Genomic DNA, 14,560 nt, shown 5'->3' with positions numbered 1-14,560 from the left:
AGACACAATGAAAGCAGCAGCATTTGATTATGCAAAACCGAAGGCTCTCAGTGAGGCCTTAGCTATGTTGGCCGAAGCTGGTGAAGATGCGCAATTGATTGCGGGTGGACAGACGCTCTTAGCTACCTTAAACCTGCGTCTTTCTGAACCTAGCATGCTGATTGACATCACGAATTTAGATGAATTAAAAGGTATTTCAGTTATCGGAGATCAATTGCGTATTGGTGCATTAGTAACCCATACTGAGATTGAGGAATCCAAACTGATTGCGCAGCATGCACCACTTCTCAAGGCTGCGGCTCCTCATATCGCGCACAGAGCCATCCGCAATTTAGGAACCTGGGGCGGCTCTCTAGCCTATGGAGATCCTGCGGCTGAATGGCCTGCCTGTAGTCTGGCGCTCAATGCAACCATGTTGATCGGCGGCCCTGATGGAGAGCGTCGAATTTCAGCGCAAGACTTTTTCATTGATCTTTACACCACCTCTTTAGAGCCCAATGAAATTCTCATAGCAACAGAAATCCCGATCGCGAGCAGTAATCAAGTTTTTTATTTCCATGAGCTAGCTCGCCGTCACGGAGACTATGCAATTGCGGGCGTAGCCTTAGTTGCGAATAAGGCAGGCAATGTTTTGAGTGATTGCACTTTTACATTCTTCTCTGTTTGTGCCACGCCAATCATGGCGAAAAAGGCTCAAGCCCTGGTAGATGGTAAGCCTCTTAATGATGAATTAATTGCCAATACAGTCGCCGCTGTAAGGGAAGAGATTGAGTCGATTGCCGATATCACTAACAGTGCACAAACTAAGCAACATCTGATTGGTGTTTTATTAGAGCGTGGCTTAAAGCACTTAATTGCTTGAGCAATCAATACACAAAAAGATAAATCTAGTTCGGAGATTCTAATGAGCTTAAAGAAAAAAATTACGATGACCGTCAATGGTTTGACAGTCAATGCTGAGATTGAGCCGCGTCGTCACTTAGTCGATTTTTTGCGAGAAGATCTCCATCTCAAAGGCCCGCACCTCGGTTGTGAGCAAGGGGCTTGTGGCGCCTGTACAGTAAAGGTGGATGGGAAAATTATTCGTGGTTGTTTATATCTGGCCGTACAAGCCAATGGTTGTGTAGTGGAAACAATCGAAGGATTAACTAAGAGCGGTGCATTAGCAGATTTACAGGAAGCCTTTATGCGTCATAACGCAATGCAATGTGGTTTCTGCTCTTCTGGGATGTTGCTTGCTGCAGCTGAATTAGTAGAAAAACAACCTAAGTCCACTCGTGAAGAAGTGCGTGAATGGATCTCTGGAAACTACTGCCGTTGCACTGGCTACCATTCCATAGTGGACGCCATCATGGCCGTGCTTGAAGCGCGTGCCAAAGGTGAAAAAATTAAACCCGTTGTTGCTCTCGCTTAAAAAGACTGGGAAAACTGATTATGAATAAGCCAGTAGATCTCAAAGGATTGGTGCTTGATCCGGTAACCAATGACCAGCGCTATATCGGTAGTAGTGAACCTCGGCATGGGGCACGTCGACTCATCGAGGGTCAGGGTACTTATGTAGATGATATTCAGCTGCCTAGGATGGGTCATGTAGTCTATTGGCGCTCGCCAGTAGCACATATGAAAATTGGAAAAATTCATACTGAACAAGCTAGCAAGATGCCAGGTGTTTTGGCCATTGTTGATGGCGTGAGAATGGCTGAGCTTTGTAAGCCTTGGGTTGCTACCTTAGGCCACCTTGCGGGTATGAAATCCGCCCCTCAATATGCATTGGCAATTGATAGGGCTTGCTGGCAAGGCGAGCCTGTAGTTGCTGTAGTTGCTGAGACACGCGCTCAAGCAGAAGATGCTTTGCAGTTCATTGATGTTGAGTGGGAGGAGCTGCCTGCAGTAGTTTCAATGGAAACGGCATTGGATGCAGACACTCCAGTAATCCATCCTGAGCTTGGCGACAATCTTTGCTTTACCCGTACCTTGGATGTTGGTCAGGTAGATGAGGTATTTACAACGGCGGATATTGTGGCTGAAGCTACTTTTGGATTTGGTCGACATACTGGAGTTACGTTAGAGCCTCGCTGCCAAATTGCTGACTACAATCCTGGTGATCGTCGTCTCACGGTGTATCACTCGCAACAAGCGCCACACATGATGCAAGATTTATATTGCCGTCAGTTTGGATTGTCAGAGTCTGATGTCCATGTCATTTGTAAAGACGTAGGCGGATCGTTTGGCATTAAGGTGCATGCGTATCCTGATGATTTTGCAACGGTGGGTTTGGCGATGATGTTGGAGCGCCCAGTCAAATTTGTTGCGGATCGACTCGAATCATTTACAAGTGATATTCATGCGCGTGAGCATCGGATTAAAGGACGTATTGCAGCTAATAAAGAGGGTGATATCCTGGCATTTGAGATCGACGATCTCACGGCGATTGGCCCTTACTCCATGTTCCCAAGAACCAGTGCGATCGAGGGTAACCAGGTGGTGAACTTGGTTGGTGGACCATATAAGCATCAGCACTACCGCGCCAAACTCAATGTGGTGTTTCAGAATAAAACGCCTACTTGCCAATATCGTGGCGTAGGCCACCCCATTGCCTGCGCTGTGACTGAGGGCTTGGTTGATTTGGCAGCTCAAAAATTAAAGATGGATCCTTTGGAGTTTCGTAAGCGTAATGTGATCCCTGATGATGCATACCCTTGCTCGGGAATTTCCGGTATCAAGTTAGAGGTGTTGTCGCACGAGCAATGCTTGCGAACCATTGAAAAGATGATGGACTATTCTGCTTTGCGTAAAGAGCAAGCTGAGTTGCGTAAAAAAGGTATCTATCGCGGAATTGGTTTTGCCACATTAATCGAATTAACTAACCCAAGTCCGGCGTTCTATGGTGTGGGTGGGGCACGCATCGCGTCTCAGGATGGTGCCTCTGCGCGTCTAGACCCAAGCGGTGTTGTATCGATATTGATCGGTGTTGGTGAGCAGGGTCAAGGTACTGAAGGTATATACGCGCAAATTGCTGCTGATGCCGTCGGTCTTTCGATTAAAGATGTGCGCATCATTACTGGTGATACTGATGTAACTCCTTACGGCGGAGGCACCTGGGCTTCACGTGGTGCTGGAGTGGGTGGTGAAGCAGTCTTATTGGCTTGCCAAGCACTTCAAGAGAACATCTTGAAGCTTGCTGGTGCAATCCTCAATCGATCACCTGAAGGGCTATCCGTTCGTCGTGGACACGTGTTAGATAAGGCTAGCGGTGAGCAGCTCCTGCCGTTTAGTGAGATTGGGCGAATAGGTTATTTCCGCACAGATACTTTGCCAGCGGGATTCTCGGCTGATCTGATGGTGACGCGTCATTACACCCAAAAAGATTACCCATTTATTTTTACCAATGGCGTTCAGGCTTCTTATGTTGAAGTTGATCCGGATACTGGCTTTGTAAAACTCCTAAAGCATTGGGCGGTTGAGGACTGCGGCCGGGTATTGAATCCCATGTTGGTGGATGAGCAGGTGCGCGGCGCAATTGTTCAGGGTATCGGCGGCGTCCTTTTCGAAGAGTGTATCTACGACGAAAGTGGGCTGCTACGGAATGGCAGTATGGCTGATTATTTGGTGCCAATGGCTAATGAAATGCCGGATATTGAAGTGGCTCACGTTGAGACTCCAACTCAGTCATCTAAGTTAGGCGCAAAAGGTGCTGGTGAGGCTGGCACTGCTGGCGCTCCTGGAGCGGTTCAGAATGCGATTAATGATGCTTTGGCGCCATTTAATACTGCAGTGTTTGACCAACCCATTACTTGTGAAAAGATTCTTAAAGCCCTTGGAAAGGTCTAATTTAGAGCACACCTAAATGAGGCGCATTCCCCGTATTAAATGGGCTGGTAGATCCTGTAACATCCAGTTTTGACCATGCGCAAATCCCCGACCTGGGGATTTGCCATTAATTTGATATTGTGAATAAAAATATGTCCCATTTAAAAGGTAAAACAGCTCTTGTCACTGGTTCCACTAGTGGTATTGGTTTGGCAATGGCTATTGGTTTAGCAAAGCAGGGCGCCAACATCATGGTGAACGGCTTTGGTGAAAAAGATGCCGCAGTTGCTGCCATCAAAGCTTGTGGAGTTGAAGTGGAGTATCACGGCGCTGATATGAGTAAGCCTGCCGAGATTGAGGATCTCATTAAGCAAACTGAAAAACGCTTTGGTTCACTGGATATATTAGTAAATAACGCAGGCATTCAGCACACAGCGAATATTGAAGACTTTCCAGCGGATAAGTGGGAGTCGATTATTGCCATCAATTTAAGCTCAGCTTTCTACACCTCTCATCATGCCTTGCCCGGAATGAAGCAGCGTAACTGGGGCCGCATTATTAACATCGCCTCTGTTCATGGCTTAGTTGGTTCTATACAAAAATCAGCTTATGTCGCTGCAAAGCATGGCATTGTTGGCTTAACCAAAGTGACCGCTCTAGAGAACGCCAAAACGGGGATTACTTGTAATGCAATTTGCCCAGGCTGGGTTTTAACTCCCTTGGTTCAAAAGCAGGTGGATGCTCGGGCAGAGCGTGAAGGAATTTCAAATGAAGAAGCCAAAAAAGCCTTAGTGTCTGAGAAGCAGCCCTCCGGTGAATTCGTGGCCCCAGAACAATTAGCAGCGTTAGCTGTTTTCCTTTGTAGCCCAGATGCTTCTGAAGTTCGTGGAGCGGCCTGGAATATGGATGGCGGCTGGACAGCTCAGTAATCATCAAAAGGATTACCAGGCCAGCCCTTGATTTACTCCCAATCAAACAAAATCGCCATAATCGTCTATAGTTAGGTCGATTATGGCTACTGTAGCTACCTATTAATATGTTTTACAAGGAAAAATAATGGAACACACATTACCTCAACTCCCTTACGCATTAGATGCGCTTTCACCATTCATTTCAAAAGAAACGCTTGAGTTTCACTATGGTAAGCATCATCAAACGTATGTCACCAACTTAAATAATTTGGTAAAAGGTACTGAGTTTGAAAATGCTTCCCTTGAAGACATCATTAAAAAGTCGGCTGGTGGTGTTTTCAATAACGCAGCTCAGGTCTGGAATCACACTTTTTACTGGAATAGCATGAAGCCAAATGGCGGTGGCGCACCGACAGGTCCTCTAGCTGATGCCATTAATGCAAAGTGGGGCTCTTTCGATAAATTCAAAGAAGAGTTTACAAAGTGTGCAGTGGGTACCTTTGGATCTGGCTGGGCTTGGTTGGTTAAGAAGGCTGACGGCACTCTGGATTTGGCATCCACAAGCAACGCTGCTACACCATTGACTACCGATGCCAAGCCTTTGATGACTTGTGATGTTTGGGAGCACGCTTATTACATTGACACTCGCAATGCTCGTCCAAAGTATGTTGAAAATTTCTGGAATGTAGTGAACTGGGATTTTGCTAGCAAGAATTTCGCTTAAATCCAACCTGATCTATTTACTTTTCTTTAGGAAGCTCTCATGTCATCTATCTTTACCTCATTAGGCCGTACTGTTTTAGCTGGCTTTGTGCTCCTCGTATTGATTGTCCTAGCCTTGGGTGCGAACCTCGGTTCGATTGAGTTGCCATTTTTATTCCGTTGGATTCACGTGATGGTTGGCGTGATGTGGGTAGGTTTGCTTTGGTATTTCAATTTTGTGCAGATTCCATCCATGTCAAAGATTCCGGATGAGCAAAAGCCAGCAATCGGCAAAGTTATTGCTCCAACAGCACTCTTTTGGTTTCGATGGGCTGCTCTATTGACCGTACTGAGCGGCTTGATCTTATCCATATTGAATGGGTATGCGCATCAGGCATTCACTTTGCAGGCACCTTTCCGCGCAATCGGCTTAGGTATGTGGATTGCCTTGATCATGGCGTTCAACGTTTGGTTCATTATTTGGCCAAATCAGAAACGTGCTCTAGGCATGGTTGCGGTTGAGCCTGATGTCAAAGCAAAGTCTGCACGCATTGCGATGTTGACTTCCCGCTTTAACACGATGCTATCTATCCCAATGCTATTTTTGATGAGCGCTCAGTCACACAATACAACGTGGTTTGTGATTGCTTCATAAGGTAAATGTTTTGGATCATGCAAAAGGCCCGCTGAGCGGGCCTTTTTCTTTTGTGCAGATCGTTGAGAGATAGCGGTCAGCCACCATGACTACAAGATGGGGGGCAACTCTTTTGTCAGTGCGCCACGTTGTGCGGTAGCTGTACCCATAAGAGCGAAGCCGAGCAACTTACCGTCACTAGATTCAAAGCGCGCTTCAAGACCACCTTCAACCGAATTGATTTTCCAATCACCAAGCGCATCTTTAGCTGGTGGTGAAACAATGGTTGGTAGGGCAGGGGTCTTGACCATGACGGGCATTGCAGGATAACTGAGGGTAGTCGCTTGCCCAAGTAGATTAGGAGCTAAAGCTCGTGCAGCCTGCATGATCGGCATGACATAAGGCAGAACCAAGCCCTCAACTTCGGCACAGTCGCCAATGGCATAAACATTCTTGGCGCTGGTTTCTAATTGACGATTAACTGTAATACCTGCGCCTGTTGCAATTCCGGCTGATTGAGCTAAATCTAAGCGAGGCTTTAAACCGACGGCCGACAGAAATGCATCACTATGAATTACCGATCCGTTGGCAAGAGTAACTGAGAGAGAATCGCCGCTTCGATCAATCGATTGAACGGTAGTAGCGAAGTGCCAACGCACACCTGCTGCACTGAGCTTCGCTTGCAGTGCTTGTGCCGCCGCTTCGGGAAGTAGTCTACCTAAAGCCTGCGGTGCTAAATCGATGACATCTACTTCATAGGAGCCTAAAACTAAATCATTTGCAAACTCGCATCCAATGAGGCCTGCACCTAAAATAGCGATTCGTTTTTTGCCTTCAATTGTCTTGCGAAATTGCGCATAGTCTTCCAGATCATTGACGGTAATCACTTCATTGGCTGCATTGCCTTCCAAAGGAAGGCGAATTTGATCGGCGCCTAATCCTAGTACTAGCTTTCCATAGGAAAGGCTGCCTGTAGAAGTGGTGACTGTTTGTGAGGTGGTATCAATTGCAGTGACGTCAACATCGCCCAGAATCGTAATGTCTAGCTGTGTTGCCATGCCCTCGGCATTAGTGGAGACTAATTGCTCTGCAGATTTGCTGCTTGCCAATGCGGTAGAGAGCATTGGCTTGGAGTAAAAGTATCCCGGCTCTCTTGTTACAAGGGTAATCGGAATCACCTTGTCTATTTTGCGAAGCTCGCGAATGACGGTGAAGCCAGCTAAGCCGCTACCAATGATGACAATCCCTGATGGGGATGATTGATTCTGATGATCCAAAAATGGACTCCCTAATAATGCGTTGAAAGGTAATACGTTTTACTTGAATTAGGAAACTTGCACCATTTCAAAGTCAGATTTTGATACACCGCAATCTGGACATTCCCAATCTTCAGGAACGTCAGCCCAAGCGGTTCCAGCAGGAATGCCATCTTCAGGCAAGCCTTTCGCTTCATCATAGACGAAACCGCATACGATACATTGCCAAGATTTCATAGAGATTCCTTACTGTGAGAGATAAAAGACAGTTTAAATTGAATTTCAAATTTACTTGCCAGCTAAGAGACTGATTGTTTTGTATCAAGCAAGTAAGTAGGCAATGATTTATAAGGTAAATAGGAATGATATTATTTATCTGATAATTAGATTATAGGGATAACTACAACTTATGGCGGCTCTACCTTCATTACGACAACTTCGCTATTTTGTAGCAGTTGCTCAAGAGCTTAATTTTACTAGGGCTGCAGAGGCCTGCTTTGTAGGCCAATCTACCCTGAGCGCTGGTTTAAAAGAGCTGGAAGATGTGTTGGGAGTCTGCTTGGTAGAGCGGGATAGACAAAATGTAGCTATCACTCCAATCGGTCTAGAGATTTTGGAAAGGGCTAAGGTCATCTTAGCCTCGTCTCAAGATCTTGTGGAGTATGCGAGCGCCTCTGGCGAGCCCATGGTGGGGACTATTCGATTGGGAGTGATCCCAACCATTGCACCATTTTTATTGCCAAATGTGTTGCCAGATATTCGGGAGCATTACCCCAAGCTCAAGATTGCCCTGCGTGAAGATTTAACCGCTAATCTATTGGCGCGTTTAGCGGATCATCAACTCGATTTTGCATTAATTGCATTGCCCTATGACACAGCGGGCCTGTTGGTAAAAGAGCTTTTTGTCGATGAATTTTGGTTAGTTGCAGGTGCAAATGACCCTGCATTAAAAGGTAAGGAAATTCATTTGCCAACCAAAATGGCAGAGAGGCTACTGTTGCTAGAGGAGGGCCATTGCTTGCGTGATCACACTATGCAAGCTTGTAAGCATTCTGATATTCGCAATGCCGAAGGCATGGAGGCAACTAGTTTACTGACACTGTTGCAAATGGTGGAGTCTGGTATGGGCATTGCGCTGCTACCTGAAATGGCAGTAAAAGGCGGGATCTTAAATGGTACGACATTAATTGCCCGGCCTTTAGCACCGCCTGCTCCCAAGAGAGTGATTGCGCTTGTAGCTCGCTTATCAACTGCGCATCATGATGAGTTCCAAGCGCTTGCCCAGAGTATTGAGTCAAGATTTAAATCTAGCCCAAGAATTAGTCGGGGCAGTCGAAAGAGTTTTCAAAGAGTCTAGTATGGTATCGGCGGTGCTTTAGTATCCCTGCTACAGTTGCCCATTAATTGAAGTGTTCATCCTCAAAGAAAGTAGTTCATGTCTGGAAAAGAAATCATGTTTACACCCGTCAAACTTGGCGCGATTGAATTAAAGAATCGCCTTGTGATGGCTCCTCTCACTAGAATGCGTGCCATTGATGGGGATGTGCCACATCCTCTTGCAAAAACGTACTATGAGCAAAGGGCAAGTGCCGGCCTCATCATCAGCGAAGCAACGCAAATTTCTGCTATTGGCAAAGGTTATCCCGCAACACCTGGTATCTATTCTGCTGCGCAAACAGCGGCTTGGAAGGAAATTGTGAGTGCGGTGCATGCCAGAGGTGGCAAGATGATTGCGCAGTTATGGCATGTTGGACGTATTTCCCATTCTTCTTTACATCCCGAGCAGGGTATCCCTGAAGCTCCATCTGCGATTGCGCCTGCTGGCCAAACTTATGGTGCTGATTGGAAGTTGCACGATTACGAAACGCCTAAGGCGATGAGCACCGAAGACATTGTCCGTCTTCTGAAGGACTTTGAGCTAGCTGCTGTTAATGCTAAAGCGGCAGGTTTTGATGGTGTGGAAATTCATTCTGCGAACGGCTATTTACTCGATCAGTTTTTACAAGATAAAACCAATCAACGTACTGACGGCTATGGCGGATCAATCGAAAATCGTATGCGCTTATTGGGCGAGGTTATTGAATCTATTACCAAGGTATACCCAAGTGATCGTATCGGTGTGCGCTTATCACCGTACGGTAGCTTTAATGATATGGCTGATAGCGATCCAGTTGCTTTGTTTACCGCGGTAATTCAGAAGCTCAACGGCTATCACTTATCTTATGTGCACATGATTGAACCGCGTTCCACAAGTGCAGGTGGTAATGATCAAGTAAACGTAGAGGCGCCCATTACCTCAGAGATGTTCCGTGCAATCTATCAGGGTCAATTTATTAGTGCCGGTGGGTATGATCAAGCCATGGGTGAAGCTGTTTTAGAGGCTGGCTTAGCAGATGCAGTGGCCTATGGACGTTTGTATATTTCTAATCCGGATTTGGCTGAGCGCTTTGCGCAAGGCGCAGCACTGAATGCTTATAACCGTGCAACTTTTTACGGTGGAGCAGAGGTCGGATATACAGATTACCCAACACTCTAATCTGCTGAAGATCAATTGGGGCCGCTATCGAAAGATAGGGGCCTTATTTTTTGTCTTCAGGATCTTTCAGTAGGCCATAGTGATTCGCAATGAGTAGCATTGCAATGGATGCACATCCCATCGCAAAAAATTCCCATTGATGCAGCATGGCAGTGCCAGTAACGGTCATTAAGATTGTCCATCCAACTGCCATCTTGGCTTTTTTGCTTAAAGGTTTCATATTTCAGAACTAAAGTTAAAAGTTATCGAACGGTAAGTCTAGCTTTGGCACTCAACTCGCTTGGCGTGCCGCGCTTATCAAGTTGAGAAAGTCGCAGTGCCTCTTGCTCAAAATCAGTTTGAGCCGGGTGAAACTCAAGATTGCCAAGGTGAATGACATAAGTCCACACGAGCTCTCGACCCCTATCTTTATATACATCAACAATACGCTTCATTTATTAATGCCTCTGGTAGGGACTGAGCTATTTAGGGAGCTCAAATTGTTTTTTAAATCAATCAGATTTCGTGGGTCGATACGAATAATGCCACCACGAGGACTATCAATGTCTGCAATCAGAAAGAAGGCAATGGAAATCATGGTTGGGAAAATCATAAAAAGGCCGACATTACGTTTAAAGTTTCGTGCACCAAAACCCACCAACATATTGGCAGCAATCGCGATTGCTGCCATCAGCCACCAGGCCGCAGTCGGAATACGGTTCCACCAAGCCGCTTGGGTGTAGCCATGGGAGTTGATCACATCATTCATTCCAGCGATGACTAGTGCAATAGTCGGGGTTGATTGTGTGCGTGCTACAGGGAGTAATTCGTTCCACATCGCGTTCTCTAAAGCAAGGGTGCGTTTCGTAATTTGCTTAGCCGTTTCTTGATCTTGCTTAGAGTAAAAGAAAATACGCTGATCCAGATATTCGTTGAGAAGCCCCTTGATGGATTCTGCAGTCTTGCTGGGCAAAAGATCGGCTCTTAAGAACTCAGTACCAATGGCATTTGCCTCAGCCTCTTCATAAGTCTGCCTTAAGTCATACCGAGCAATAGCCATGGAAAAGGTAAAACCAATAATCAGGCCAAGCAATGTGAGTGTTGCAGTCTGAATGATCCCCAAATCTGCAGAGGTCTCAGTATCTTTTGTGCGGTACTTGCTCAGTACGGCATTGCCAAACCACACCGAGCCCGAGAGGGCTACAGCAGAGATGCCAAATACGAGTTCGGGAGAATTGGCTAAGTGTGAAATATTAAAAAGTTCCTGGATACAAAATATCTTTAGTCACATTCTGGATATCACGATGTCCTGTAAAGGCCATGGTGATATCTAATTCATTGTGAATAATCTCTAGGCATTTAGTAACGCCGGCCTCGCCCATAGCACCCAAGCCATAGAGGAAGGGGCGACCAATCAATGTGCCACGTGCTCCTAATGCCCAAGCCTTCAAAACATCCTGCCCTGAACGAATGCCACCATCCATCCACACCTCAATATCTTTACCAACAGCATTCACAATGCCAGGCAAAGCTTTGATGCTAGAGATGGCACCATCCAACTGTCGGCCACCATGGTTGGAAACGATCAGAGCATCCGCGCCCGAGTTAGCAGCAAAGCGGGCATCCTCTTCATCCAAGATGCCTTTAATAATTAACTTGCCACCCCAAAGTTTCTTAATCCACTCCACATCATCCCAGCTCAGACCTGGGTCGAACTGTTCTGCTGTCCAAGAGGAGAGGGAGGACATGTTGCCAACACCAGTGGCGTGACCAACAATATTACGAAAGGTTCTACGGGGAGTCATCGCCATACCCATGCACCAGCGGGGTTTAGTCATCATGTTGATGATGTTGGCAATCGTCAGCTTTGGAGGGGCAGATAAACCATTTTTTAAATCTTTATGGCGTTGTCCCAGAATCTGTAAATCTAAAGTGAGAACCAAGGCAGAGCACTTAGCTGCTTTGGCACGCTCAATGAGGCGCTCAATAAAGCCGCGGTCTTTCATGACATAGAGCTGAAACCAAAACGGTTTGGTAGTGCGCTCTGCCACATCTTCAATCGAGCAAATGCTCATCGTAGAAAGGCAGAAGGGGACGCCAAATTTTTCTGCAGCGCGGGCCGCCAGAATTTCACCGTCAGCATATTGCATACCGGTTAGTCCAGTAGGCGCTAAAGCGACTGGCATGGCAACTTCTTGTCCGACCATCGTTGTTTTGGTGGTGCGGTTGATCATATTGACGGCAACGCGTTGACGCAGTTTAATTTTCTGAAAATCCGACTCATTCGCGCGGTAGGTGGATTCAGTCCACGACCCGGAGTCTGCATAGTCATAAAACATCTTGGGGGTGCGTTTCTGATGCAGAACTCGTAAATCTTCAATATTGGTGATGATTGTCACTAAAACCCCTCGGTGTGTTGCTCATGCCAGATGTCTGACGCTAATTTAAGCTCTATCTTAGCAATACCGAGCATTTGTTTCTACAATGACTAGGCAAAGCCCTTCTTGAGGCTCTAAACAGCCACTCATTCACCTACATCCCCCCGAATGCCTCAAATACCCCTCTCAACTGTCTTTTATTTATCGCTTGCTACCTTCCTCTGGGCGGGTAATGCAATTGCCGGACGGGTCTTGGTGGGAAGTATTTCGCCGATCACCCTCAGTGCTGTCCGCTGGGGTCTAGCAGCCTTGCTACTACTACCTCTTGGCTGGCGAATCCTAAAGCCAGGAAGTGCCTTGTGGCAAAACAAGAGTCGCTTCCTTGTTTTGGGATTGTTGGGGGTAGGTAGCTATAACGTACTCTTATATCTCGCCTTGCAAACCTCGACGGCGATTAATGTCACCCTCATTGGGGCGAGCATGCCTATCTGGATGCTCCTGATCGGTGCTGTCTTTTATCAAGTGAGGCCGACGCTTCTTCAGCTCTTGGGTGCAGTCGTCTCCTTGATAGGCGTTACCGTAGTTCTCACCCGAGGTGAGCCTGCCAGTCTCTTGAGTATGGAAGTAGTGATGGGTGATTTGTTCATTATGTTGGCCACGATTCTCTGGGCCTTTTATAGCTGGATGATTAGCCGCCCAGGAGAGAGTACTGAGCGGCAGTGGCCATGGGCTGAGTTTTTGACGGCGCAGGTTTTGATTGGATTCTTGTGGACGATGTTATTTGAGGGTGCTGAAATTGCCACGGGGCACGCCTTTATTGATCTTAATTATTGGACTGGGGCATTAATCTTGTTTGTAGCCATTGGCCCCTCCTTAATTGCTTATCGGTGTTGGGGTTTGGGGGTGAATGGTGCTGGACCCACGGTGGCAGCATTCTTTGCCAACCTCATACCTTTATTTACAGCCTTACTGTCTGCCGCGATCTTGGGGGATCCACCTCAGCTTTTTCATGGCTTAGCTTTTGTCCTGATTGTGGTCGGAATACTGGTTTCCTCTGCGACAAAGAAAAGTGCTTAACCCCCTTTATTTGCTCAAAAAGGCCGTTTTCAAAGACGAAGTACTCAAACAGCACTAAATCAGTATCATTTAGGGCTATTCATACGATTTACTAGGAAATTACTATGCCAGGCTTGCTCCCGAATGTTGATCCAGACGGTCTCTTAGAGTTCTCGGTTGTTTACACCGACCGCTCGCTAAATCACATGTCTGAAGAGTTCAAAAAAGTCATCGTGGATATTTCTAGCGTCCTGAAAGATGCGTACAACGCAAGTTCTGCAGTGATCGTTCCTGGCAGCGGCACATTTGGTATGGAAGCCGTTGCCCGTCAATTTGCCAATAATGAAAAATGTCTTATTTTGCGCAACGGCTGGTTTAGCTATCGTTGGACTCAGATTTTTGATTTAGCCAATATCACCAAGGACATTACCGTTATCAAAGGTAGACAATTGGAAGATGCTACGCAAGGTGTATTTGCCCCTGCGCCGATCGAAGAGGTAGTGGCTTTTATTAAAAAAGAAAAGCCAGCAGTTGTTTTCGCTCCTCATGTAGAAACTTCCGCAGGCATTATTTTGCCGGATGACTATCTCAAGGCAGTGGGTGAAGCAGTACGCTCTGTGAATGGTTTGTTTGTTCTCGATTGCATCGCATCAGGTGCAACTTGGGTAGATATGAAGGCTTGCAACGTCGACGTGTTGATCACTGCGCCTCAAAAAGGTTGGAGTAGTTCACCTTGCTGCGCTATGGTGGCAATGAGTGATAGAGCGCGCGAGCGTATTGAATCAACCCAAAGCAGTAGCTTCTCAATGGATCTTAAGAAGTGGCTCCAAATTATGGAAGCCTATGAAAAGGGTGGTCACGTGTATCACACCACTATGCCAACCGATGCGCTCAAAATCTTGCGTAACGTGATGAAAGAAACTCAGTCTTTAGGTTTTGCTGCACTCAAAGCTAAGCAACAAGAGTTAGGCGATAAAGTTCGTGCCTTATTGGTATCCAATGGTTACCACTCAGTTGCAGCAAAAGGCTTTCAGTCTCCTGGCGTGGTCGTGAGCTATACCAAGGATCCAGATATTCAGTCAGGTAAAAAGTTTATTGCTATGGGTATGCAAACAGCAGCTGGCGTGCCCTTGCAGTGTGATGAACGTCCAGACTTCCGCACATTCCGCCTCGGTTTATTTGGCCTAGAGAAGTTAGCGCATGTTGATCGCACAGTGGATCATCTTGCAACAGCATTAGAAAAAATTACTGAGACTGAAGCGCAGCCAGCTTAAGTCGCTTTATTTGTTTTCACAAAA

The 14,560-nt window shown here is 46.5% G+C and carries 16 protein-coding genes; 10 read left to right on the top strand and 6 right to left on the bottom strand.

Annotated features, from left to right (window positions below; all coding sequences use genetic code 11):
• Window positions 1-7 precede the first annotated feature (7 nt).
• From ICN26_RS08540 to ICN26_RS08515, 6 genes are all read left to right on the top strand, one after another.
• Window positions 8-862, top strand: a complete 855-nt coding sequence (locus ICN26_RS08540; protein WP_216268017.1) for an FAD binding domain-containing protein — start codon at window positions 8-10, stop codon at window positions 860-862.
• Between the two features lie 42 nt (window positions 863-904).
• Window positions 905-1,414 (top strand): (2Fe-2S)-binding protein, encoded by a 510-nt coding sequence (locus ICN26_RS08535; protein ID WP_046330362.1) that lies wholly within the window; start codon window positions 905-907, stop codon window positions 1,412-1,414.
• A 20-nt stretch (window positions 1,415-1,434) separates the two neighbouring features.
• Window positions 1,435-3,831 (top strand): xanthine dehydrogenase family protein molybdopterin-binding subunit, encoded by a 2,397-nt coding sequence (locus tag ICN26_RS08530; protein ID WP_216268016.1) that lies wholly within the window; start codon window positions 1,435-1,437, stop codon window positions 3,829-3,831.
• 131 nt (window positions 3,832-3,962) lie between these two features.
• Window positions 3,963-4,739: a 3-hydroxybutyrate dehydrogenase gene (locus ICN26_RS08525; protein WP_216268015.1), complete on the top strand. Its 777-nt coding sequence runs from the start codon at window positions 3,963-3,965 to the stop codon at window positions 4,737-4,739.
• 127 nt (window positions 4,740-4,866) lie between these two features.
• Window positions 4,867-5,445 (top strand): superoxide dismutase, encoded by a 579-nt coding sequence (gene sodB / locus ICN26_RS08520; protein WP_216268014.1) that lies wholly within the window; start codon window positions 4,867-4,869, stop codon window positions 5,443-5,445.
• Window positions 5,446-5,484: 39 nt separating this feature from the next.
• Window positions 5,485-6,078, top strand: a complete 594-nt coding sequence (locus ICN26_RS08515) for a urate hydroxylase PuuD (protein ID WP_216268013.1) — start codon at window positions 5,485-5,487, stop codon at window positions 6,076-6,078.
• 89 nt (window positions 6,079-6,167) lie between these two features.
• Here ICN26_RS08515 and ICN26_RS08510 read toward each other — a convergent pair whose 3' ends face one another.
• Both ICN26_RS08510 and ICN26_RS08505 read right to left on the bottom strand, forming a co-directional pair.
• A complete protein-coding gene (locus ICN26_RS08510) occupies window positions 6,168-7,334 on the bottom strand; it encodes an NAD(P)/FAD-dependent oxidoreductase (RefSeq protein WP_216268012.1) in 1,167 nt (388 codons plus the stop codon).
• Between the two features lie 48 nt (window positions 7,335-7,382).
• Window positions 7,383-7,550 carry a rubredoxin gene (locus ICN26_RS08505; protein WP_215304339.1) on the bottom strand — a complete coding sequence of 56 codons (168 nt, stop codon included), beginning with the start codon at window positions 7,548-7,550 and terminating at the stop codon, window positions 7,383-7,385.
• A gap of 172 nt (window positions 7,551-7,722) precedes the next feature.
• Here ICN26_RS08505 and ICN26_RS08500 point away from each other — a divergent pair, with 172 nt between their 5' ends.
• Together ICN26_RS08500 and ICN26_RS08495 are read left to right on the top strand one after the other, a co-directional pair.
• A complete protein-coding gene (locus ICN26_RS08500) occupies window positions 7,723-8,670 on the top strand; it encodes a hydrogen peroxide-inducible genes activator (RefSeq protein ID WP_216268011.1) in 948 nt (315 codons plus the stop codon).
• Between the two features lie 78 nt (window positions 8,671-8,748).
• A complete protein-coding gene (locus ICN26_RS08495; protein WP_216268010.1) occupies window positions 8,749-9,849 on the top strand; it encodes an alkene reductase in 1,101 nt (366 codons plus the stop codon).
• A gap of 43 nt (window positions 9,850-9,892) precedes the next feature.
• Here ICN26_RS08495 and ICN26_RS08490 read toward each other — a convergent pair whose 3' ends face one another.
• The 4 genes from ICN26_RS08490 to ICN26_RS08475 all read right to left on the bottom strand — a co-directional run bounded on the left by ICN26_RS08490 (window position 9,893) and on the right by ICN26_RS08475 (window position 12,227).
• Window positions 9,893-10,069 carry a hypothetical protein gene (locus ICN26_RS08490; RefSeq protein WP_216268009.1) on the bottom strand — a complete coding sequence of 59 codons (177 nt, stop codon included), beginning with the start codon at window positions 10,067-10,069 and terminating at the stop codon, window positions 9,893-9,895.
• A 22-nt stretch (window positions 10,070-10,091) separates the two neighbouring features.
• On the bottom strand, window positions 10,092-10,283 hold the full coding sequence (locus ICN26_RS08485; RefSeq protein ID WP_216268008.1) for a hypothetical protein: 192 nt from the start codon (window positions 10,281-10,283) through the stop codon (window positions 10,092-10,094).
• Complete coding sequence (locus ICN26_RS08480; RefSeq protein WP_369411818.1) at window positions 10,280-11,014, bottom strand: bestrophin-like domain; 735 nt, start codon at window positions 11,012-11,014, stop codon at window positions 10,280-10,282. Before ICN26_RS08480 ends, ICN26_RS08485 begins: the two co-directional genes overlap by 4 nt.
• 67 nt (window positions 11,015-11,081) lie before the next feature.
• Window positions 11,082-12,227, bottom strand: coding sequence for an alpha-hydroxy acid oxidase (locus ICN26_RS08475; protein WP_216268007.1), 1,146 nt, complete (start codon window positions 12,225-12,227; stop codon window positions 11,082-11,084).
• A 147-nt stretch (window positions 12,228-12,374) separates the two neighbouring features.
• Here ICN26_RS08475 and ICN26_RS08470 point away from each other — a divergent pair, with 147 nt between their 5' ends.
• Window positions 12,375-13,283 (top strand): DMT family transporter, encoded by a 909-nt coding sequence (locus ICN26_RS08470; RefSeq protein WP_216268006.1) that lies wholly within the window; start codon window positions 12,375-12,377, stop codon window positions 13,281-13,283.
• Window positions 13,284-13,387: 104 nt separating this feature from the next.
• Window positions 13,388-14,536 carry an aminotransferase class V-fold PLP-dependent enzyme gene (locus tag ICN26_RS08465; RefSeq protein WP_216268005.1) on the top strand — a complete coding sequence of 383 codons (1,149 nt, stop codon included), beginning with the start codon at window positions 13,388-13,390 and terminating at the stop codon, window positions 14,534-14,536.
• Window positions 14,537-14,560: the final 24 nt, after the last annotated feature.

Source organism: Polynucleobacter hallstattensis (assembly GCF_018881835.1).
Lineage (GTDB): Bacteria > Pseudomonadota > Gammaproteobacteria > Burkholderiales > Burkholderiaceae > Polynucleobacter > Polynucleobacter hallstattensis.
Note: the sequence above shows the minus strand (reverse complement) of the source record. Positions and strands in the feature narration are given on the sequence as shown.